The sequence below is a fragment of the Mycobacterium sp. 852002-51971_SCH5477799-a genome, assembly GCF_001667145.1.
In the GTDB taxonomy this organism is placed as follows: domain Bacteria; phylum Actinomycetota; class Actinomycetes; order Mycobacteriales; family Mycobacteriaceae; genus Mycobacterium.
Genome location: NZ_LZIF01000049.1, coordinates 71563 through 92065 on the forward strand (window position 1 = coordinate 71563; position 20503 = coordinate 92065).

Annotated in this window: 21 protein-coding genes and 1 pseudogene; 7 read left to right on the top strand and 15 right to left on the bottom strand. The window is 67.6% G+C overall.

The annotated features are described in order from the left end of the window. Positions 1-47: 47 nt before the first annotated feature. Positions 48-731 carry an esterase gene (locus tag A5753_RS05925; RefSeq protein WP_067124380.1) on the top strand — a complete coding sequence of 228 codons (684 nt, stop codon included), beginning with the start codon at positions 48-50 and terminating at the stop codon, positions 729-731. Here the strand turns inward: A5753_RS05925 and A5753_RS05930 are convergent. Next, a complete protein-coding gene (locus A5753_RS05930; protein ID WP_067124471.1) occupies positions 728-1120 on the bottom strand; it encodes a DUF6264 family protein in 393 nt (130 codons plus the stop codon). The two genes, A5753_RS05925 and A5753_RS05930, sit on opposite strands and share 4 nt — an antisense overlap. An 18-nt stretch (positions 1121-1138) precedes the next feature. Then, complete coding sequence (locus tag A5753_RS05935; RefSeq protein WP_197694601.1) at positions 1139-2389, bottom strand: PQQ-binding-like beta-propeller repeat protein; 1251 nt, start codon at positions 2387-2389, stop codon at positions 1139-1141. 208 nt (positions 2390-2597) lie between these two features. Here A5753_RS05935 and A5753_RS05940 point away from each other — a divergent pair, with 208 nt between their 5' ends. Further along, a complete protein-coding gene (locus A5753_RS05940; RefSeq protein WP_067124384.1) occupies positions 2598-3335 on the top strand; it encodes an acetyltransferase in 738 nt (245 codons plus the stop codon). 99 nt (positions 3336-3434) lie between these two features. Here A5753_RS05940 and A5753_RS05945 read toward each other — a convergent pair whose 3' ends face one another. Genes A5753_RS05945 through A5753_RS05955 form a run of 3 tightly spaced genes read right to left on the bottom strand, consistent with a single transcriptional unit; the run spans position 3435 to position 7330 of the window. After that, complete coding sequence (locus A5753_RS05945; RefSeq protein ID WP_067124386.1) at positions 3435-4763, bottom strand: deoxyribodipyrimidine photo-lyase; 1329 nt, start codon at positions 4761-4763, stop codon at positions 3435-3437. Positions 4764-4766: 3 nt separating this feature from the next. Beyond that, complete coding sequence (locus tag A5753_RS05950; protein WP_067124387.1) at positions 4767-5246, bottom strand: TspO/MBR family protein; 480 nt, start codon at positions 5244-5246, stop codon at positions 4767-4769. Then, complete coding sequence (locus tag A5753_RS05955; protein WP_197694602.1) at positions 5243-7330, bottom strand: MMPL family transporter; 2088 nt, start codon at positions 7328-7330, stop codon at positions 5243-5245. Before A5753_RS05955 ends, A5753_RS05950 begins: the two co-directional genes overlap by 4 nt. 150 nt (positions 7331-7480) lie before the next feature. Here A5753_RS05955 and fni point away from each other — a divergent pair, with 150 nt between their 5' ends. Beyond that, positions 7481-8527, top strand: coding sequence for a type 2 isopentenyl-diphosphate Delta-isomerase (fni, locus tag A5753_RS05960; RefSeq protein ID WP_067124391.1), 1047 nt, complete (start codon positions 7481-7483; stop codon positions 8525-8527). A gap of 18 nt (positions 8528-8545) precedes the next feature. On the opposite strand, the gene A5753_RS05965 is transcribed toward fni, so the two are convergent. Continuing rightward, complete coding sequence (locus tag A5753_RS05965) at positions 8546-9121, bottom strand: MarR family winged helix-turn-helix transcriptional regulator (RefSeq protein ID WP_067124393.1); 576 nt, start codon at positions 9119-9121, stop codon at positions 8546-8548. Positions 9122-9728: 607 nt separating this feature from the next. On the opposite strand from A5753_RS05965, the gene A5753_RS05970 reads away from it, so the two are divergent. Then, positions 9729-9911 carry a hypothetical protein gene (locus tag A5753_RS05970; RefSeq protein WP_197694603.1) on the top strand — a complete coding sequence of 61 codons (183 nt, stop codon included), beginning with the start codon at positions 9729-9731 and terminating at the stop codon, positions 9909-9911. On the opposite strand, the gene A5753_RS05975 is transcribed toward A5753_RS05970, so the two are convergent. The 8 genes from A5753_RS05975 to A5753_RS06010 are packed head-to-tail and all read right to left on the bottom strand — an operon-like array spanning position 9884 to position 17371. Beyond that, complete coding sequence (locus A5753_RS05975; protein ID WP_067124397.1) at positions 9884-10894, bottom strand: DUF5914 domain-containing protein; 1011 nt, start codon at positions 10892-10894, stop codon at positions 9884-9886. The genes A5753_RS05970 and A5753_RS05975 overlap by 28 nt on opposite strands. Then, positions 10891-12417, bottom strand: coding sequence for an FAD-dependent oxidoreductase (locus A5753_RS05980; protein WP_067124399.1), 1527 nt, complete (start codon positions 12415-12417; stop codon positions 10891-10893). Before A5753_RS05980 ends, A5753_RS05975 begins: the two co-directional genes overlap by 4 nt. After that, positions 12414-13133 (bottom strand): class I SAM-dependent methyltransferase, encoded by a 720-nt coding sequence (locus A5753_RS05985; protein ID WP_067124401.1) that lies wholly within the window; start codon positions 13131-13133, stop codon positions 12414-12416. Before A5753_RS05985 ends, A5753_RS05980 begins: the two co-directional genes overlap by 4 nt. After that, positions 13120-13431, bottom strand: coding sequence for a lycopene cyclase domain-containing protein (locus A5753_RS05990; protein ID WP_067124403.1), 312 nt, complete (start codon positions 13429-13431; stop codon positions 13120-13122). Before A5753_RS05990 ends, A5753_RS05985 begins: the two co-directional genes overlap by 14 nt. Next, positions 13428-13751, bottom strand: a complete 324-nt coding sequence (locus tag A5753_RS05995) for a lycopene cyclase domain-containing protein (RefSeq protein WP_067124405.1) — start codon at positions 13749-13751, stop codon at positions 13428-13430. Before A5753_RS05995 ends, A5753_RS05990 begins: the two co-directional genes overlap by 4 nt. Further along, entirely contained in the window at positions 13748-14701 is a 954-nt protein-coding gene (locus A5753_RS06000; protein ID WP_067124407.1) for a phytoene/squalene synthase family protein, read from the bottom strand. The genes A5753_RS05995 and A5753_RS06000 overlap by 4 nt, the downstream gene beginning before the upstream one ends. Beyond that, the gene (gene crtI / locus A5753_RS06005; RefSeq protein WP_067124409.1) at positions 14698-16218 is read right to left on the bottom strand and encodes a phytoene desaturase family protein; all 1521 of its coding nucleotides are present in this window, start codon (positions 16216-16218) and stop codon (positions 14698-14700) included. Before crtI ends, A5753_RS06000 begins: the two co-directional genes overlap by 4 nt. A 28-nt stretch (positions 16219-16246) precedes the next feature. Next, positions 16247-17371, bottom strand: coding sequence for a polyprenyl synthetase family protein (locus tag A5753_RS06010; RefSeq protein ID WP_067124411.1), 1125 nt, complete (start codon positions 17369-17371; stop codon positions 16247-16249). Positions 17372-17643: 272 nt separating this feature from the next. Here A5753_RS06010 and A5753_RS06015 point away from each other — a divergent pair. Further along, positions 17644-18130: pseudogene (locus tag A5753_RS06015) on the top strand (MarR family transcriptional regulator). A 22-nt stretch (positions 18131-18152) separates the two neighbouring features. Here the strand turns inward: A5753_RS06015 and A5753_RS06020 are convergent. Then, a complete protein-coding gene (locus tag A5753_RS06020; RefSeq protein WP_067124413.1) occupies positions 18153-18584 on the bottom strand; it encodes an STAS domain-containing protein in 432 nt (143 codons plus the stop codon). A 412-nt stretch (positions 18585-18996) separates the two neighbouring features. Here A5753_RS06020 and A5753_RS06025 point away from each other — a divergent pair, with 412 nt between their 5' ends. Further along, the gene (locus tag A5753_RS06025) at positions 18997-19719 is read left to right on the top strand and encodes a hypothetical protein (RefSeq protein ID WP_067124415.1); all 723 of its coding nucleotides are present in this window, start codon (positions 18997-18999) and stop codon (positions 19717-19719) included. Positions 19720-19796: 77 nt separating this feature from the next. After that, positions 19797-20480, top strand: coding sequence for a phosphodiesterase (locus tag A5753_RS06030; protein WP_067124417.1), 684 nt, complete (start codon positions 19797-19799; stop codon positions 20478-20480). Positions 20481-20503: the final 23 nt, after the last annotated feature.

Here is a 20503-nt window from a genome sequence, read left to right on the forward strand (position 1 = left end):
CTTCCCCGGGGCACCGGCCCTGGCCAGTCTGCGAGGACACTTCCACGATGCGTTTTCTGATAGCCGCCGCGCTGCTCGCGGCGGCGGTCTTGCTGGGCGGGCCAGCCGCGGCCGAGCCGCCGTCGTGCGCCAGCCTGGGCGCCAGCCTTGAGGCCGGCCAGATGTGCCGCCTGCACGCCACCGGCCCCAACTACACGCTCAACATGAGCTTTCCCGCCGACTATCCCGACGAACAGGCCCTGACCGACTACATCACCCAGAACCGGGACGGCTTCGTCGCCGTAGCGCAGAGTTCCGGGGGCCGTGACCAGCCTTACCAGCTAGAGGCCACCACCGAGCAACACGGTGCCGGGCAACCGCCGCACAACACCCGCAGCGTCGTGCTCAAGTTCTTCCAGGACGTAGGAGGGGCGCACTCGTCGAACTGGTACAAGGCGTTCAACTACAACCTCGGGACCAAGCAGCCCATCACCTTCGACAACCTGTTCCCGCCGGGCGCTACACCGCTGGACGCCATCTACCCGATCGTGCAGCGCGACCTGGAACGTCAAACCCCTTTGGGCGCCGCAGTTTTGCCGTCGACGGGACATGACCCGTCGCACTACCAGAATTTCGCCATCACCGATGATCAGTTGATCTTCTACTTCGCCCCGGGCGAGATGCTGCCGGCGCTCGGCGGGCCGCTGCAGGCCCAGGTGCCGCGCAACGCCATCCCGCCGCTGGCGATCTAGACGGGTCCGGCCTGCAACTCCATCGCCACGGCGGCGAGCGCCAGCGCCACTTGCGCGACACAACCGATCAACGGGACGACAAAGGCCCGTCGTTTGTGCCGCACCAGGAAATACACGGCGACCGCGATGTCGGCGACCAGCAGGACGGCCCCGCCCCAGGTGCCCAGGTCCATGGCCCGGTCGACCCAGGCGGGATCGCCGCATTTTCGAGACCCGCAGGCGTCGGTGGTCATCACGAGCAGGCCCAGCAGCGCAAAGCTCGCCGCGTACAGCCCCCCGTGGATGACCAGCAGGACGGACGTCGCCACGATGTCGGCGGCGTTGCTCCGCGGGCTTGCAGTGGTTTTGGTTGTCGCGGCGCCTGGCGCAGCGGGCTCGTCTATCGGCACCATAGTGGTATGTCCGGGTCAGGCCGGCGCGAAACCGTAAACCTGGCCGTCGCTGGTGGCAGCCACCACCCGGCGATCGGCGCCGACCGACACCCCGACCGGATACCCGGTGGCCGCCGGCATCGGGTAACTGTCCAGCGTGCGGCCGCTGCCGGGATCGAAGATCAGCAGCGACATGCCGGGGGCGCCGTTGGCCGGTGGCCCGCTGGCCACCGTGTAGCCGACACCGGTACCGGCCAGGCTCGACGTCGACAGGGGCAAGACGTCGTCGCGCCGCCACGCCTGATCGGCGTGATCGCCGGCGTCCTTGAACGCCACCAGCTTCGTGTCGGGCCCGCCGCCGGCCACGATCAACCCCTGCGGGGTGACCGAAGGCGGCGTCTGTGCCAAGAACCCCAGCGGCGCCGACCATTTCACTTTCGCGTCGGCCGTACGCAACGCCCACAGCCGTTGGTCGCGGCCGTTGACATAGACGGTCGACCCGTCGGCCGACAACACCGGGCTGGCGATGGCACCGGCGCCCACGGTGTCGCTGGTCCATTCGCGGGTCAGCAGTGGCGTCTGCCCGGGGTGGTACTTCAGCCCCACCAAACCCGCGGCGGGAGCGCCGGGCTGCCAGACGCCCAGCACCGCCATCCCGTTGGCGGTCGAGAACGCGGGGGCGGCCGCGACGGGACAGCCCTGCCGGGCCGGCGCGCAATCGGCCAACCCTCGTGCGGCGTCGGTGGGATCGACGCCGTCCACCAGATCGAGCGGGCTGCCGACGACCTGGCCGCGATGGGAGTCGAAGACCAGCACCTGACCAAGGTGTGTGGCCACGAGCAGCTCGCCTTGCCCAACGAACCGCGGCGTGGTGGGCATGCCGATCACCGGTTGGCGCCACCGCGTCCACTGGGTCACCGGGAAAGACAGGAACGCTCCGGGCTGGCCGACGTAGAGGTTGTCGAAACCGTCGAGTAGTGGTCCGGCAAACCCGCCGCCCTGGACCAGACGCACGCACCAGCGCTGTCGACCGTTGTCGTTGTTCTCCCACTCCATCAGAGAGCAGCCCGCCGAGGTTTCGGCGTTGAGGGCCAGATAGCCGCGCGCGCTGAGCGCCGGTCCGGCGGCCAGGCTGCCCTTCACCGACCGGGTCCACTGCAGCGAGAGCTTCATGGCGCCGCCGGTCGCGGTGTAGCTGCTGTTGGCGGCGTCGGCGTACTGCGCCGGCCAGCCTTGCGCGGCCGATGCGGCGACCCACGAGTCGGTATCGCCGCAGGCGCCGAGCATGACCGCGAGCACAGCCGCCAGCAGTGCCGATGACCAACGCCGGAGCCCACTGACGAGTTGTCGGGCAAGCACCTTCGGTTTTCCAAATCCTTCTTGGGAGGCGGGCCGCTCGCGGGCAGACCCGGCCGTTCGGCGGCAATCGAGTACAGGTGAGGGTAACCCGTGGCGGTTCGCGGGCTCGTAGATGACCGAGTTAGGCTGTCCGGCCATGACGAGCATGTGGGGTGCCCCGGTCCATCGCCGCTGGCGTGGATCGAACCTCCGAGACCCTCGCCAGGCCAAGTTCCTCACGCTGGCCTCGCTGAAATGGGTGCTGCGCAACCGCGCGTATACGCCTTGGTACCTGGTGCGCTATTGGCGGCTGCTGAAGTTCAAACTGGCCAACCCGCACATCATCACCCGCGGCATGGTGTTTCTCGGCAAAGGCGTCGAGATCCACGCGACGCCCGAACTCTCGCAGCTCGAGATCGGCCGGTGGGTGCACATCGGCGACAAGAACACCATCCGCGCCCACGAGGGCTCGCTGCGGTTCGGCGACAAGGTGGTGCTGGGCCGCGACAACGTCATCAACGCCTACCTCGACATCGAGCTCGGCGATTCGGTATTGATGGCCGACTGGTGCTACGTCTGCGATTTCGACCACCGCATGGACAACATCGGCATGCCGATCAAGGACCAGGGCATCGTCAAGTCCCCGGTCCGGATCGGTCCGGACACCTGGGTGGGCGTGAAGGTGTCGGTGCTGCGCGGCACATCCGTCGGGCGGGGCTGCGTGCTGGGGTCTCACGCGGTGGTCCGCGGGGTGATCCCGGACTACTCCATCGCGGTCGGCGCTCCGGCCAAGGTGGTCAAGAACCGCCAGCTCGCCTGGGAGAGTTCGGCCGCGCAACGCGCCGAACTGGCTGCGGCGCTGGCCGACATCGAACGCAAGAAGGCCGCCCGCTAGCCGGCGGCTTGCCGATGCTACCGGCCGTCGCGCCCGAAATGAGCAGCGTGCGGAAGTGAACTTGGTCATGTCGCCTCCCGAGTGACGGTGAATCGCCCGTCAGATGCACTGGTAGCGCCGCAGCGCCTCGGCGCGCTCGGTGGCGTGGTCGACGATGGGCGCAGGGTAGCCGTCCGGGCGCTCGCCCTTGCGCAGGTGCACGTCCTCGGCTGAGCGCAGTTCGGGTACCCAGTGCCGGATGTAATCGCCCGACGGGTCGAACTTCTCGCCCTGCGTGCTGGGGTTGAATATCCGGAAGTAGGGCGCGGCGTCGGTGCCGCAGCCGGCGCACCACTGCCAGCCGTGCTGGTTGTTCGCCATGTCGCCGTCTACCAGCTGGTCCAGGAACCATTCGGCGCCCCATTGCCATGGCAGGTGCAAATCCTTGACCAGGAACGAGGCCACGATCATCCGCACCCGGTTGTGCATGAAGCCGGTTGCGCGCAGCTGACGCATCCCGGCATCGACGAAGGGAAAACCCGTCTCGCCCGTTTTCCACGCCTCGAAGCGGCGTTTGGCCTCGGCGCCGGTGTCGGTCTGGATGCCGTCGAAATCACTGTTCCAGTTGCGCCAGCTGCTGGCCGGCCAGTGGTGCAGCACGTCGGCGTAAAAGTCGCGAAAGGCCAACTCGCGCAGGAAGGCTTGCGCCCCACTGCCGCGCGGGTCCAGGTCGGCGACCAGGGTGCGCGGATGAATGGCACCGAACTTCAGGTGCGCCGACATGCGGCTGGTCCCGGTCAGGTCGGGCCTGTTGCGGTCGTCGGCATAGCTGTGTAATCCGTTGTCGGCGAACGACTTCCACTGTTTGCGCGCCTCAGCCTCGCCGGCGGCCATCTCGAGGGCGACCCCGGGATCGGGGATCTCGCAATGCTTGACCCGCAGCTGCACCGGATCCAGCCAGCGTGCGGAGTCCGCGTTCGACTTCGCCGGTTCGCGCCAGCCGGTCTTCTGCCACTGCCGCAGAAACGGGGTGAACACTTTGTAGGGCGAGCCGTCCGGCTTGGTGACGCGGCCCGGTGAGACCAGGTACGGCGACCCCGTCGCCACCAGCGGCACCGAATCCAGCGCGGCGCGCACCCGCTCGTCGCGGCGCTTCCCGAACGGGGCGAAGTCTTCGGAGATGTGTACCGACGACGCGCCGATCTCCTTGGCGATGCGCGGGATCTGCGTGTGCGGCTGCCCGCGGACGATCAGCAGCCGGCCGTCAAGGTCGTCGCCCAGCCGTCGCAGTGAGTCACCCAAATACTGCATCCGTCGTTGTCCCGACGACTTTTCCAGGCGCGGGTCGAGCACGAAGCAGGCGAGCACCTCATCATTCTCGGACGCGGCGACGAGCGCGGGATGGTCATGCACCCGCAGATCGCGGCGAAACCACAACAATGCCGGCATGATTCAGCGGTTGAGTCGCCAGATGTGCGTCGACAGCATGGTGGCGAAGCCACACCACAGCGGGTAAGGCAGCAACGCCACAGCGCCGCGCGGGGTGGCTTGGGCCGTGCGCCTCACCAGATCGGCGCTGCTGACCGTCAGCGCCGCCGCGCCCACCGCGGACGCGCCGAGTTTGTGGTAGCCGAAGAACAGCCAACTCCACCCGGCGTTGAGGAGCAGGTTCGCCGCCAGCGCCGCGGTGTAGCCGCGCGCCCTGTCATGCTGTCCGCTCGCGCGAAGCCGGTCGATGGTCACCGCCGACGTGGCCGCGATGTCACCGTAGAGTGCGGTCCACACGGTGGGGAAGGCGGCGCGGGGCGGCTGGTAGGACGGCTTGCGAAGCCGCGAATACCACCGCGGAATGGCGTTGCTGCTGGCGATGCTTCCGGTGCCGGCGGCTGCGGCGACGGCCAGGCTGGTCGCTGCCAGTATCGACCTGTTCACGGTGTGCTCCGTTCTGGTTGTTTCCGATCAGTTTGTCGCTCAACGGGTTTGGCAGGGACGGGACTGGTTGGCCACCAGATCCGGTCACCGATGAGGCCGAACAGGGCCGGGATGACCAGCGTGCGCACCACGAACGTGTCGAGCAGGATTCCCAGGCCGACGATGATGCCCAATTGGGTCAAAACGATCAGTGGCAACACGCCGAGCACACAGAACACCGCCGCCAAAACTATTCCGGCGCTGGTGATTACGCCACCGGTAGCCGACACCGCCCGTACCATCCCCGCGCGGGCGCCGTGCGACGCGGCTTCCTCGCGCGCCCGGGTGACCAGGAAAATCGTGTAGTCCACGCCGAGGGCCGCCAGGAACAGGAAGGCGAACAACGGGGTGGTGTTGTCCAGCGCCGGGAAGCCGAAGACGTGCAGGCTCGCCCAGCCGCCCAGGCCCAGCGCGGCCAGCGCTCCCAGAATCGTCGCCGCCAGCAGCGTCGGTGGCGCGAGCGCCGAGCGCAGCAGCACGTACAGGACGACGAGGATGACGGCCAGGATCGCCGGGATCAGCAGCACCCGGTCGTGCGTGGCCGCATCACGAATGTCCAGGGCCTGTGCGTCGGCCCCGCCCACCAGTGCGCGGGGGTCAGCGGCCCGTGTCGAATCGCGCAGCGCGGCAACGATGCTGAACGCCCGCTTTGACGACGGCGGTGCGTCGATCACCACCGACCACTTCGCCAGTCCGGATGCCGATCGCCCGGTCTCGGTCGCCGACACCACGCCGGGGGTGGACGTGATTGTCTGCTGTACCGGTGCGACGCGGTCGGCTGCGCTGACGACCAGCGTCGGATTCGCCAGGCCGGCCGGAAAATGTTCGGCCACAACGTTGTAACCGATTACCGAGTCGGCGTGTATCCGGAACTGCTCGGTCTGCGACAAGCCGATCCGGGTTCCCAACAAGCCGGTGCCAAGGGCCACCAGCGCCGCGATCGCGACAGCCGCGACCAGCGCGGGTCGCCCGCCGACCCATTCCGCGACCCGATGCCAGCCGCCGGAATCCAGGGTTCCGTCGTCGCCGTCGTGCGGGATGAACGGCCAAAACAATCGCCGGCCGCACACGGCCAGCAGCGCAGGCAGGATCACCAGCACCGAAACCGCGGCCACCACCAGGCCGCACGCCGCCAACGCGCCCAGGCTGCGGGTGCTCGGCGTGGACGCGAACAGCAGGGTGAGCAGCGCCAGCACTACGGTGGCGTTGCTGGCGACGATGGCCGGTCCCGCCCTGCGCACGGCCCGGCGCAACGCCGCGCGATGGTCGGTATGGCGCCGAAGCTCTTGGCGATATCGAGAAATCAGCAACAGCGCGTAATTGGTGCCCGCACCGAAAACCAGCACGCTGGTGATCCCGGAAGTGGCGCCGTCGAAGCTCAACCCGGTCAGCGACGCCACCGCCGTGCCGAGCGCCGCGGCCACGCGATCGGCGAATCCGACCACGACCAGCGGCACCAGCCACAGCACCGGGGAGCGGTAGGTGGCCATCAGCAGCAGTGCCACCACCGACGTCGTCACCGCGAGCAGGGTGATGTTTGCGCCGGCGAAGGCGCCGGCGATGTCGGCGCCGAACGCCGGGCCCCCCGTCACGTGGGTCTGCAGGTCCGCGGGCAGGCCATGTGCGGCCGCGGTGCGCATTGCGGCGACGGCATCGCCCAGGGCAAGCCCGGACAAGGATGCGCTGATCGACACCACCGCGATAGCCGCCTTCTGGTCGCGCGACGGCAGCACAGGTGCTGCGGGCCCGGCCGCCTGCACTCGGTTCAGCGCGGCCTGGGCGGCGACGATGTCGGACGGGCCGAGGACCCCACCATCGGCGCGGCTGACCACAACGATCAGTGGGGCATTGTCACCCCCAGGAAACTGCTTGGCCAGGGCATCGACCTGCGCCGATTGCGCATCGACTGGAATCGATTGCGGCGATTGGCCGGCGGCGGCGTTGCCGCCGACGAGAACCAGGAGTGCGACACCCAGCAGGGCCGTGACCAGTGCGAGCAGCCATGAACGCCGGCCCGCCACAGCGGCGGCCACGGAATCCCACATCACAAACACAACCCTTTCAGTTTATTAAACATTAATCAACTGAAATGATGCATCGCCATGTGGCAGCGTCGGCGGTGCATAACAGGGGGCACTATGGACATTATGAACGCGGGGCGCGGGAGCAGTGTCGGATGCGAGGGGGTAGCTGCGATGACCGCTGACCGGGGCGAGATGAAGAGCCGCAAGCGGCGGCACATCGACGTGTGCCTGAACGAGCCCGTCGGCTATGAGGGCGTCAGTACGGGCCTGGATCGCTACGAATTGCCCTACAACGCGCTGACTCAGACAAATCTGGGCGACATCGACTTGTCCACCAGCTTTTTCGGCGTAAACCTGCGGTTCCCGATACTCATCGGTGCGATGACCGGCGGCGCCGAGCTGTCCCGGACGATCAACCGCAATCTGGCCGCGGCCGCCCAACAGCTGGGCCTGGGCATGATGCTGGGTTCGCAGCGGATCATGCTGGACAGCGCGCTGGGGGAGCGCGCCGCAAACAGCTTCACGGTGCGCGACGTGGCCCCGGATGTCTTACTGTTCGGCAATATCGGCCTGGCTCAGCTGACGAAGGCCGCGGCGCCGGACCTGGCGAAGGCCCTCGAGCGGGTGGGCGCCGATGCGCTTGCCGTGCATACCAATCCGCTACAGGAAGCGGTGCAGCACGACGGCGACACGGATTTCTCCGGGTCGCTGAACAGGCTGCGCGAGGTGGCCGACACCCTTGACTGTCCGGTGCTGCTCAAGGAGGTCGGGCACGGGATCGGTGGTGCGGCAGCCGCGCAGCTCGTCGGGACCGAGGGCGAATTGCCGGTCGCCGGAATCGACGTCGCGGGTGCCGGTGGCACGTCGTGGTCGCGGGTCGAGCAGTTCGTGCGATACGGCGAACTGCGCTATCCGCACCTGGCTGATTGGGGTATCCCCACCGCGCGGGCCATCGTCGAGGTGCGAAAGGTTCTGCCGGCGCTTCCGTTGGTGGCCTCCGGTGGCATCCGCACCGGTATGGATGCGGCCAAGGCTATCGCGCTGGGCGCCGACGTGGTGGCGGTGGCGCGGCCGCTGCTGCCCGCCGCGATCGAATCGACTGGCGCAGTGGTCGATTGGCTGGCGCCGTTCATCGACGAGCTTCGAATCTGCCTACACGGCTGTGGTGCCGCAAAGCTGGCGGATCTGCGCGACATCGACCTCATCGGCATCCACTAGGTACGCGCGACGTGGCTGTCATCCGTCGCCGCGTTTGGACGAACCGCGACGGCCTTTCGCCGTCGCGCGCTTCGGTTCCGCGGCCGAGGCTTTCGGAGTTGTTGCGGCGAGCCGGGATTCGAAGCCGGCCATCGCCTCGACCATCGACGTGAACACCCGGTGTGCCGCCGCCAGGTCGCGATCGGGAAGGTGGGCCAGCGCAGTATGTAGTTCGGCCCCAAGGGGAGTGAAAAACGACCGGGCCAGGGCCATCCCCGGTTTCTCATAGCGCAGCAGGGTTTTGCGCCGGTCCTGGGGATCGGGTTCGCGCCGGACGTGGCCGGCGTCGATCATGCGATCGACGAGATAGGTGATGGCGGCCGGTGACACGTCCATGCTCCGGCGTAACTGCGCCGCGGTCAAAGGTTCTCCGGCGGTTTCGGCAACCATGATGTGCAGCAACGCGTGGAAGTCTGTGCCACTGACATCGTTTTGGCGGGCGAAGTGCCGGCCGATGCGGTCGGACTGTGCGGTGATCGCGCGCATGTCGGCCGACATCAATTTCTCGAGTTCGGCCCGGTCTACTCGCCGGTCAGCCGCGGCGCGCTTGGTCACTTACCCGCACCCTTCGTGCAAATACGCCGGCGTATCGGCGAGCGCTAATCGCGGCCGACGAAACGTTCGGGGGCTTCTCCTTTGTAGCGCATACAGACGCACGCTGAGAGCAAACACGCCCGCAGGTGCGCGATGCCCTAGCCTACGGCACCCGTGCCGCGCAGCCGCGACGAGCGGGCACTGTCAGGATTTCGCCGGGTCGTGGCCCCAGTTCATCAATGAGTATCGCCAAGGGCTCTCGTCGATCTTGCGTGCGGACGTTGCGCCAGGTGGCGTTTCGCGTAGCTTTGCCCAACGCTCTTCGATTCCTCTGGTTTCCAGCGCCTCGGTAACCCGTCCTACCGCCTGCGCAACGCCGTTATCGTCGGTGCTGGTCGCTCATTACGTTCCTCCGCCGCGTAGACCTAGGGCATTCCCGCGGCAGGGCGGCCCGAATCATCGGCACGAAGATTCGGCTATTCAATAATTGAATAGTTAAACGGATGACGTACCTGGTGCGCTGCGCTGCGTGTCGGTTTGAATGTGTGCGCCTCGGGTACTTGGTTTGACGATGACTGTGATCGAGACTTCCCGGCGTCTGGGGCGTGCGGAGCGGAAAGTGTTGCGCTTGCAACGACGTTTGTGGCTCGCGCAGCTGGCCATGTGGCCGGCCGTGATCGTGCTGGCGGCGCTGCTGGTCGGTGGCGTGCTGTGGGTGGCGCGGCGGCGGTCGGCCGGCGGCCGGCATGCCGCGGCGCCCCCGCCCAACGCCTCCGCCGGCGACTATCCGGATCCGGCGCGCACCTCGTAGCGGCGTTCGGCATAGGCGACATCGTCGCGCCAGAGTTTGGTGGCCGCATAGCGCATCAAGGGTGTGATCAACGGCGCCACCCGCGAGGCGCGGGTGAAACCGGGCCGGTCTGAATGCGCGATGGTGGCTTCCAGGACAGCGGTGCGTGGTCGGCCATCGACACCGAAACCCATTGGTGTCGCGTGGGTTTCGACGACGCTGCCGGACCCCTCTCCGTCCACGATGCGCATCACGATGGTGCGCGCCTCCGGACAACTGAACTCCGCGACGACAGGCACCCCCAGGCGTCCCATCCGGAAGGTCACGGCCACCAAGAATCGGTCGGCCTGTTCGGTAGGCGTCGTGAGCACCTCGAGCCGGGTGAACGAGTAGGGGTGAAACCATGCGCCGTGCCACGGATCGAGGCGGTTGGCGATGATGTCGGTCGGCTCGCACACACCCACCACGCGGGCGACCGCGCTCAGCGTGTCGCCGGTCGGCCGTTGCCGAATCACCGGCCGATCCAGCGGTTCCTCCTTGCCCACCGCGTCGAGCCGAACCCATGCCAGGACGCCGTCGTCGTGGCTGGGCAGCGGGCTCCAGCCGAATTCGCGGGCGCGCCCGTCCAGCGTCAGGCCGTGCCAGCGGCAGATCAGCGCGCCCCGATGCACAATGCCGGTCGCCAGGTCCGCCCCCAGGTGCGGACAACTGCGCGGACCCACGCACAGCCGGCCCCGTTCGTCGCGCCAGGCGACGAGGTCGACACCCGCGACGCGCGTGCCGTAGGGTCGCCCGCCGGGCACCCGGTCGCTCGCGGCGAACGCGTACCAGTTGCCGGTGGACTTGCGCTGCGAGCGCCGCAGCGCGCCCTCGATGATGGCGGGTTGCGCGTCGCGATATGTCGGGTGCTGATCGGTCCATGAGGTGCGCGGAAGCACCTGCAGCGGCCACCCTTTCGTTCCGGTGGCGGACAGGCGTTGTTGAAGCTGTTCGCGAATCTTCATGGTCGGCTTGATCTTTCGCGGTCGGCAAGCCATCGCAGCAGTGGTGACCGGCCTTGGGTGGGTACCGTGGCCAAGGGGTGCCCGGCCAGTCCCCATCGTTGCAGGAGTTGGTTCGCGGCGCACCAGCCGGTGGTGGCGGCCCGCTCCATGAGTGCGACCGGCAAGTCGATGCGGATGGCATCGCCGGCCAACAGCAAGCCCGGCGTGGGCGTGCTGACCGGCGGCCGAGCGGGATAGGAGCCGGGCGAGAACAGCGGGCAGTCGCTGCGATGCAACAGCTTTTCGTGGACGATTTGTGCCGCAGCGGTTTCCGGATAGATCCTGTGCAGTTGTCGTAGCGCGGCGGCGCGAGACGGCGCGGCGTCCAACGCGTACGAGTGCAGTTCGACGACGGAACCGTGATGCGCGGCGGCCCAGTCGCGGGCTTCGCATTCGTAGCGCTCCAGCACGCTGATGTTGTCGAGCGGCTCATGGCCGGCCGTGCCCAGAAACGCCGGCCGGTGCGCCGCGACGGGGCGGTCGAGCCACAATCGGTGCACGGCGAACGGCGGCGCGGTGCGCAGCCGCGATATCCGGGCCCGCCAGTCCTCGGTGCCCAGGTCGCTGGACGCCGCGACGATCCGCTTCAAACCCTCGATGTCGGTGGCCAACACAACGGCGTCGACGTCGGAGTGCTCACCGGAATCGCTGCGCACCCGGAAGGGCTTCGTCGACTCGGTGTCGATGCCGAGCACCCTGGTGGCGAGCCGGAACCGCACGCCGCGCGCTTCGAGGTAGCCACGCAACGGCTGCCACAGCGCGCTGTCGTAGTTCGCGCGCGGCACGTCGAAGATCAGGCCTTCGGACGACCCCAGGAAGTAGATGTGGAACATGGTCGCCAACTCGGCCGCCGAGAGCTGGGAGGGGTCGGCGAAGAAGCTGCGGGAGAACACCTCGAACGCCAGATGCCGTGCGGCCTTGGGGAAGCGGATGTCTTCGAGAAACGTCGCGGCGTCGGTATGGTCCAGGTGCTGGTAGGTGCCGGGCACCGATACGGCGGCCAGTGGTGCGGCCGCGCGTGCGTCGATGCGGGCGAAGTCACGCAGCCGAAACGTGGGGCTGCGCGCCGCGAACATCACGGCGTTCCACGGTGGGGTGCGCGGCAGCCCGCGGAAGCTGTCACGCCGGCCCGCCCCGTCGATCAGCGGGTAATCCTCGACGGCGGTGAGCATTCGCAGTTGCGGGTCGACTCGGCTCAGCAGGGCGCGCAGGTTGTAGTACTGCCGGAAGAAGGCGTGGAAGCCGCGGTTCATCGCCAGCTCGTCGCCGCCGTTGCGCTCGGTCCAGCCGCCCACCCGGCCGCCGAGGTAGTGCTCGCTTTCGATGACCTCGACGGCGACGCCGCGCTCGGCCAGCCCGGTGGCGGCCGCCAGCCCGGCGATCCCGCCGCCGACGACGGCCACCCGCGGGCGCGACGCGAGCGCCCCGGCATCCGGCAATCCCTCTGGCGCGGCGAATGTCCGGCGACGTCGGTCGGCGGTCATCGCGGCGCATCCGCGAGGAAGGTGTGCACGATGTTGGCTTCCCAGCCGGGCATCGTCTCGCTGTGCACCGCGGTGAAACCGGCGTCGGCAAGCCGGATCCGGAATTGGGCAGCGCCGTCGAACGCCAGCACGCTGCGCCACAAGTAGCGATACAACCCGGCGTCCCGGGTGCGCCACCACCCGGCGGGGATGATGATGCCCCAACACACCGCGTGCCAGATCCGGGTCGCCGTGGGGGAGTCGCGCACCGAATATTCGTGCACCGCCAGCGTGCCGCCCGGGCGTAACAGCTCGCGGAACCTGCGCAGCTGCGCGTCGCGGTCGGCGACGTTACGGATCAGATAGGCGGCCATGATGCCGTCGAACGGGCCGGTGATTTCGTGCTCTGCCAGCTCTTCGACGGGGGTGTGCACGAAGCGCACCGAATCGGGCCAGCGCTTCGCGAGCGCCGCATCGAGCATTCCGCGCGACGCGTCGACGGCGACGATGTCGGCCTCGGGCGCGACGGCGAGCAGCGCGGCCGTCGAGGCGCCCGTGCCGCATCCGGCGTCGAGCAACCGTAAACCCTTGCCCCGGGCCGGAATCCGCATCCGTCGGGCCGACAAAATCAGCTGCGCGTGGTAGCCGGGGCTGGCCCCGACCAGGCGGTCGTAGGCCGCCGCGCCCGCGTCGAACGCGGTCGCCAACTCGCCGGGGCCCGCATCACCGACGCGCACGTTGCCGCTCCCACAGCAGCAGCACCGCGGTGACCAACGCGAAGCCGAACAGAAAATCTTCGACCGGGATGTCGAACGGGAAACGCGCGCCACTGAGCTGTTTGTCGTCATAGATGACGATGGGGGAGCTGAGTTTGGTCAGCCAGCCATCCACCGGGATCTGGAAGCCCAGCACGATCAACATCGACAGCCAGTAGGCCGGCCGCCGGAAGAGCCCGGTCCGCAGCAGCGCCAATTCCGTTGCGCAGACCAGCAATACCGCCAGCGCCGCCGGCAAAGTGTAGCCAAGGCCGGTCATCGGCGCTGCACCTTTGCCAGGATGGTGGTCACGGCGTTGTAGGTCAGCAACGCGCACACCGGAATGACGAGGAAGAACAGCACCTCCTCGATCGGCACCCGGAACGGGATGCTCAGCCCGCACAGGTATGCGCGGTCATACGTCCACACGTGCGCGGCGATCGCGATTGCATCCCAGACCAGGAACACGACAGCCACCGGCACGACCGCCTTGATGACGCGTCGCCACTGCCGGTAGACGCCGGGGCCGAAGATCTCCAGCGGAGCGGTGATCACCAGGCATGCGGCGAGCACAGCCAGGTATTGCCACCGATCGCTCATCCGGCCCCCGTTTGACGAACGCCCCGCGCGCCGTTCCGCGCCCGCCACGACCGTATCAGTCCTGCACCGGCGACTCGAAGCCGTCGCGCCTTGCCGACCGTGGCGCGGTGATCGAACACCGCGAAGTCGCTGCTTTCGATGCGGTCCAAGATCTCCGAGTACAGGGCGGCCGCGGTCGCCACGCATGGTCGGGACCGGGCGGCCAGCGTGGCGATCCCCGCCGTGGCGAATCGGTAGGTTTGCCGGGCGATTTCATGCTGGGCGATCAGGGCCCGGCGCACCCGCGGATCGGTGCGGCGGTGTGCGTGACACCAGGTCAACAACTCTCGGTCGACGCCCTCGGCGGCCAGTTCGTCGGCCGGCAGATACACCCGGCCGCGCTGCAGGTCCTCGTCGATATCGCGCAGGAAGTTGGTCAGCTGGAAGGCCCGGCCCAGTGCCGCGGCGTACGGCGCGGCCTCCTGCGTTGGCGTTACCGTGCCCAAGATCGGAAGCACTTGCAGCCCAATGGCTTCCGCAGATCCCCGCATGTACAGGTTGAGCGCGTCGCGGTCGGGGTAGTCGGTGACGGTGAGATCCATCCGCATCGAAGCCAGAAAGTCCTCGAACAGCCCGGCGCTGATCCGATAGCGCCGCACGGTGTCGGTCACCGCGGCGACCAGCGGATCCTCCAGGTGAGCACCGCCGGAGAAGAATCGCTCCGACAGCTGCTGCAGCCGCCGGCCGCGGACGTCGGCGCCGACCTGCGGGTCGAGCTCGTCGAGGATGTCGTCAGCGTACCGCGCGAAGCCGTACAGCGCGTGCACGGGCGGTCGCTGGTCGGGCGCGAGCAGCCGGGTGGCCAGAAAGAAGGTGCGGCCATGCGCGGCGTTGAGCTCGCGGCATTGGCGGTATCCGTCACGCAGCCGCGGATCGTCGATTCCGGCCGCGGCCAACTCGCTGCGCATCATGGCAATCGGGCTTTCATGTCGAAGTGCGCGCTCGATCGGGTGGGGATGCCGGTGACGCGGTCGGCGGCGAGCCGCCCGGAGATCAGCGTGGTCGGAACTCCGACGCCGGGCACGGTGGAGGAGCCGGCGAGCACCGCGTTGTCGATGCCACGCACCATGTTGCCCGGACGAAACGGTCCCGTCTGACCGAACGTGTGGGCGAGCGCGAACGGGCTGCCGGCCGCCATGCCCTGCCGCGCCCAGTCGGCGGGTGTGACGACATCCAAAACCGTTGCGTCGGGCGGTAAACCGGGCAGCATCCGGTCGGCGACGTGCGAGATCATGTCCTCGACGTAGGCGCCGCCGGTGCTGGCCCAATCGATGGTGCCCCGATGCAGGTTCGGCGCCGGGGCGAGCACGTAGAGCAGGTCGCGTCCCTCCGGAGCAAGGGTCGGGTCACTGGCCGTCGGCCGGGTGACGAGTAACGACGGGTCGCGCATGAGTTGTCCGTCGTCGACGATGTCGGTGAACGTCTGTTCCCACGCCTCGCCGAACAGAATGGTGTGATGGGCCGTCTCGGATGCGACGGCGGGACAGCCCACATGCGCCACGACGGCCGAGGGTGAAGGACGCAGCCGCACCGCGCGACGCGGTGTACGGCCCAGCAAAGCGTAGGTCTGCGGCAGTTCGGTGGTCAGCACCACCGCGTCGCAGGCAATGGATCCGGACTGCTCGGTCACTACGGCGCTGATCCGCCCGCCGGTGCGTTCGAGGGCGGTAACCGTTGCGCCATAACTGAATTGGACGCCCGCGTCGGCGGCGGCCGCGGCGAGCGCGTCGGGCAGCGCGCGTACGCCCCCGCGCGGGAACACCACACCCGAGATGGTGTCCATGTAGGCGATTACCGCGTATACCGCCAGGGCGTCACGCGGCGCCACGCCGGCGTACAGCGATTGAAAGGTGAAGATCCGCTGCAACCGTGGGTCGGTGATGTACCGCCCGACCATCCGATCCCACTTGCGGAAGCCGCCGATGGCGGTCAGCTGCGCCAACCGCGGGGTGAGCAGCGACAGCGGCGAATCGAAGTTCGCGGCGATGAAGCCGTCGAATTCGGTGCGGTACAGCCGCGTCAGCCACTGTCGAAGCCGTCGGTAGCCCGCTGCCTGCCCGAACCCAGCGAACTCCGCGACTGCGTCGGCCATCCGGTCTGCATCGCTGTGCACGTCCAAGGCACTGCCGTCGGCGAACACGGCGCGATAGGCCGGATCGACCGTCATCAGCTCCATGCGGTCGGAGAGCCGTTCGCCCACGGCCGCAAACGTCTCGTCGATGATGTCCGGCATGGTGAGCACCGTCGGCCCGGTGTCGATCCGATAGCCGTCGATGTCGAGGCGGCCGGCCCGCCCGCCGGGCCACGGCTCGCGCTCCACCACCGTGACCGCCCGCCCGCGGCCGGCCAAATGCAGCGCCGCGGAAAGCCCGGCCAGCCCGGCACCGATCACCACCACGTGATCTCCGCGCCCTTCGATGGTCCGCATGATCAACAGGCTCCCCGGTCGGTGCTACTCATTCAACGCGATCCGTGCAGACGGCCGCCATTTCGGCCAGCGCGGTGCGAACGGGTTGGTCGATCGGCAAGTCGCTGACGTGCTCGCGCGCGGAAGCCACACGGTCACCGATCATCTGCTCGATCAGCTGCACGGCTCCCGTCTCCACGATCAGCGCTTTCCAGCGGTCGATCGCAATGTCGTCGAGGGCTTCCCGATTCGCGAGCTCGACGAGCTCACGCCGGGCCGGCGCATCGGCCAGTTGGTGGGCGGCCACCACGACGCTCGTCGCCTTGCGCTCGAGCAGGTCGCCGGCACTCGGCTTGCCCGTTACCGCCGGTGAGCCGAAAACGCCGAGCACGTCGTCGCGAAGCTGGAATGCCTCGCCGACGACCGCGCCGTAGCGGCCCAATTGGGACAGTGTTCGATGGTCGCACCCGCCCATCGCCGCGCCCATTTCTAGTGGCCGTCGCACGGTGTAGTTGCCCGACTTACGCCGTGCCACGTCGAGCACGACTTCCAGCCCGGGTTTGTGCCTGGCGTCGTTCGTCAAGTCCGCGAATTGCCCGACGGCGAGCTCGGTGCGCATGGCGTCATAGCGCGGCCACGCGCGTTGCAAACGCCGGGGCTCAACGCCACTCTCGCGCAGCATCTGTTCGGCCCAGATGAGGCAGAGGTCGCCCAGCAGGATGGCTGCCGATTCACCGAATCGCTGCGACGAGCCGGACAATCCGCGCTCGCGATGCCATTGGCCGAATTGCCGGTGCGCCGACGGACGGCCGCGCCGTTCGTCGGAACCGTCCATGACGTCGTCCTGGAGTAGGGCGAAGGCGTGCAGCAACTCGAAACTGGCCGCAGCGCGCAGGGCCGCGTCGTCGGGCGGCGCGCCGCACAGCCAGCCCAGGTATACAAACGTCGACCGTAAGCATTTACCGCCGGAAACGAACTGAACCAGGATGTCGCCGGCGGCATCGATGCGCACCCCGTCCAGTTCGCCGGCACGTCGGGCGGCGATGAAATCGGCGACATCGCCCAACACCATCCGCCGTACGTTCGACCGCCATGCTTCGAAGTCGTCGGCGCTGAGCCAACCGATTGCCACCGGCGCCGACGCTGTGGCGGGTGAAAACGACAAAGCTCTCATACTGCCCAAGCGCTCCCTTCCGGACGGCTTGGCATTCCGGCCTGCGCGGCCCAAACACACGCGTCATACCCGCCGATAAGGCGGGCAAAACCACAGCGTTCACTCCTCAGACACCCGCCTTTGCGCCGCCCGCCAACACATACCACCTCGTTCAATAACTTAAACATTAATTTAATGAACTTCAGCGGCGGGCGCCAGTCGGCGCGACCAAGCGCGGGGTCAGTTGCCCTGCTGACTATTTAAGAAACTGAAATGCCACCGCGATCGGCGATATGCTCAGTAGCGTTATGGACGCTGATGGGCAGCGCTTCGCCCGCGACGAGCTGGAGTCGCTGATATCGTCTGCGGGAGCTGTCAACCGAGTCCGATCAGATCGGCCGGCTGTTCGCGCCGCCGATACATAGCCTGCGGCCCAATGATTTTCGTGAGCTGGGTGGGCGGCCGATGACCTTCGAGCGACCTCAGTCAACGGTTGGGTCTGTCGGGATCGGCGATCACCTATCTCGTTGACCGGCTGATGGACGCCGGTCATATCCGTCGCGACGACGACCCGGCCGATCGCCGAAAGGTCCTGTTGCGCACGATGAATCCGGTCTGGCCACCGCCAGGTCGTTTTTGCGTCCGCTCAACGCGCACACCCGATTCGCGCTCGCCGAGCTGCCCGATGCGGACCTGACCGCCGCCCATCGAGTTTTCGCCGCGCTGATCGACGCGCTGCATTGCCTTCAGCACGAACTGATCGGCGGCTCGAAACCCTAAGCGCTAAGGCGGTTAACGGCCCTTACGAGGCGGCGCTGTGCGCGGCTTGGGGCCGCGGTGGTTTTGGCCGCGCCAGGTCGGACAGTAGCTGTCGTCGCGCCCTCAGCATGTCTTCGAGGTTTTGAAAGGCCTCGGGCACCGACCCGGCAATCGGCAACCCGTTGTGATGCACGATCCGCAACAGGGGACGAACCGCCGCGCCGCCCACCACGCTGCAGTAGACGCGCGCTTTGCGGAGCTCGTCGTTGAGCAACAGCAGCGCGCGGAAACCCTCCACGCTGACAAAGCGCAGATGGCTGAGGTCAAGCACCAGGGGAGTCTTGAGCCGGGCGAAGGTTCTGATCGCCTGGGTGAGATCCGTTGCGTTCGAGGCGTCGATCTCGCCATCGACGCGCAGGACCGTGCCGAGGTTGCGCGCGTAGACGAACAGGTGTGCCCGGTCGAAGTGAGCCATGTACCGGCACCGTGCGGGGTCGTGTCGGTCCGCTGAGTTTGCGGAGCGAATAGCAGCCATGAGACCGCCTAACGAAAGTCGTGAAGTGGGGAGTAAACGGTGTTTTGCATACCACCCGTGAGAGACGCAGCTGTGAACTCAACCTGTTCGGTAGCCTACCGCCGAGGTCGGGCACGGATATCGATTCGCCGAAATGCCTTAGCTAGCACAGCGAACGCGACGAGAGCCGGACCAGCGTGTTCCAGCGCAGGTCGACGGCGTGGACCCCGAAGCTTTCGTTTTCCGGCCTTTCGGCACACGGCACTCGTTCGCTTGACGGCCATCTGAAGACGGTTTGGCCGGATTGGCGGCGGGTATACGCGTGTCAAGTAGCAAACGCGAGGACCCCGGACGTGAGGGGTGATGCGTCCCAATGGAAGAGCTCGGCTGCCGACTACGTCGGCTAGCGGTCGCATCCGCGTTGACGACGATGCTTCTTGGCGCACCGGGTCAGGCGGCTGCCGATCCGGGGAGCACTGTTTTCCCCGGAATGGAGATTCACCAAGGCGCCACGGTCTGCATGGTGGGATTGGTCGAGCCGCGGCTACGGGTCGCGATGACCAGTGGCCAGTGTGATGGCGGGCAGTCGGTGGTGACCGACCGTGACCGCAAGCCGATCGGCAACGTGGTCCTGGGCCGTCGCCAAGTCGACGCGGACTCCGCCGCGGACACATCGATGCTGCCCGTGGAATACGAAGTCATCGCGATCGCGCCGGATGTGACGGCCACCGATGTGCTGCCGACGGGGCGCCATCTGGGATCCGCGCCCGAGATGCGCGCTCAACCCGGGATGCCCGTATGCCAGCTGCGCAGCGCCACCGGCCAGCGGTGCGGCTCGGTCAGCTCGGTCGGCAACGGCCGCTTCGCCATCACCGACATGGCCTCCGACAGCCGCGACTTCGGCGGTCCGGTTTACACCCTGACCGACGAACACAACGCCCTGATCGTCGGATTGGTCGAGGGCATCTGGAAGTCCTCACCCCAGATCGAGTCGTGGCAGGCGGTGATGGCACAGGTCTACATCGACAGCCACACCTATAGCCCGCAACAGCATCCGCCGGCACTGCGAATGATCGGCCAGCACACGTCGTCATAATTATTCGCACCCGAACCGCGGATCGCCCGGCGTCGACCGCCCTGTTTCCCCCGCCACAGAATGGGAATCCGCCGCCGGTGAACGTTTTCGATTTTGTCGCGTTGCCGTTTCAGTGGGGCTCCGCGATCCGGGGTAAGCGGTTGTTCCACCCGATCGGGGTGCTCGCCGAGGGCTTCATCGAGCGCGTTGCTCCCCCGGCCCAGGGCTTGCCGGTCGCGTCCTCGAAAATAATTGCGCGCGTGTCGAAGGCCAGCGGCACGCCCGGGGCGCTGCCCGACTTCATCGGGTTGGCCTTCCGAATGCCCGTGCCGCAGCCCGCGGAGAAGCCGTGGGACATCCTGCTCGTCTCGTCCGGTTCGGGCGTGCTCTCACGTGCGGTGGCGCTACGGCCGGCCACGTCGTGGAACGGTCAAACGCTGACCACGCTGATGCCGTTGCACTATCGGGGCGACAACTGGTGGCTTCGGGCCCACACCTCCAGCGAGATCGGTGGCACGGGGTTGTCCCTAGACAGCGTCCGGTCCAAGCTCGAGCGCAGCAACATCGAGGTGACACTTGATCAAGCTTGCGGCAGAGCCGATTTCACGTCCCTGGCGCGTATCACGCTGACCACCGCGATCGATCCCGACGCTGACGGGGACGTGTCGTTTGACCCAGTTCTCAACACGGCGCCCGGTTTGAGCCTGCACCCCCGGTGGCTCGCGGACCTGCGCGCCCGCGCCTATCAGCACAGCCGCGACGGCAGAGATGCCGAAGAGTAGCCGCTCGCTGTAAAGGAGGTAGC

Excerpts from the sequence above, each read along its gene's own strand:
- A5753_RS05925 (WP_067124380.1), top strand. The coding sequence starts at position 48 with ATGCGTTTTCTGATAGCCGCCGCGCTGCTCGCGGCGGCGGTCTTGCTG.
- A5753_RS05935 (WP_197694601.1), bottom strand. The coding sequence starts at position 2,389 with ATGCTCGGCGCCTGCGGCGATACCGACTCGTGGGTCGCCGCATCGGCC.
- A5753_RS05940 (WP_067124384.1), top strand. The coding sequence starts at position 2,598 with ATGACGAGCATGTGGGGTGCCCCGGTCCATCGCCGCTGGCGTGGATCG.
- A5753_RS05945 (WP_067124386.1), bottom strand. The coding sequence starts at position 4,763 with ATGCCGGCATTGTTGTGGTTTCGCCGCGATCTGCGGGTGCATGACCAT.
- A5753_RS05955 (WP_197694602.1), bottom strand. The coding sequence starts at position 7,330 with ATGTGGGATTCCGTGGCCGCCGCTGTGGCGGGCCGGCGTTCATGGCTG.
- fni (WP_067124391.1), top strand. The coding sequence starts at position 7,481 with ATGACCGCTGACCGGGGCGAGATGAAGAGCCGCAAGCGGCGGCACATC.
- A5753_RS05975 (WP_067124397.1), bottom strand. The coding sequence starts at position 10,894 with ATGAAGATTCGCGAACAGCTTCAACAACGCCTGTCCGCCACCGGAACG.
- A5753_RS05980 (WP_067124399.1), bottom strand. The coding sequence starts at position 12,417 with ATGACCGCCGACCGACGTCGCCGGACATTCGCCGCGCCAGAGGGATTG.
- A5753_RS05990 (WP_067124403.1), bottom strand. The coding sequence starts at position 13,431 with ATGACCGGCCTTGGCTACACTTTGCCGGCGGCGCTGGCGGTATTGCTG.
- A5753_RS05995 (WP_067124405.1), bottom strand. The coding sequence starts at position 13,751 with ATGAGCGATCGGTGGCAATACCTGGCTGTGCTCGCCGCATGCCTGGTG.
- A5753_RS06000 (WP_067124407.1), bottom strand. The coding sequence starts at position 14,701 with ATGATGCGCAGCGAGTTGGCCGCGGCCGGAATCGACGATCCGCGGCTG.
- crtI (WP_067124409.1), bottom strand. The coding sequence starts at position 16,218 with ATGCGGACCATCGAAGGGCGCGGAGATCACGTGGTGGTGATCGGTGCC.
- A5753_RS06010 (WP_067124411.1), bottom strand. The coding sequence starts at position 17,371 with ATGAGAGCTTTGTCGTTTTCACCCGCCACAGCGTCGGCGCCGGTGGCA.
- A5753_RS06020 (WP_067124413.1), bottom strand. The coding sequence starts at position 18,584 with ATGGCTCACTTCGACCGGGCACACCTGTTCGTCTACGCGCGCAACCTC.
- A5753_RS06025 (WP_067124415.1), top strand. The coding sequence starts at position 18,997 with ATGGAAGAGCTCGGCTGCCGACTACGTCGGCTAGCGGTCGCATCCGCG.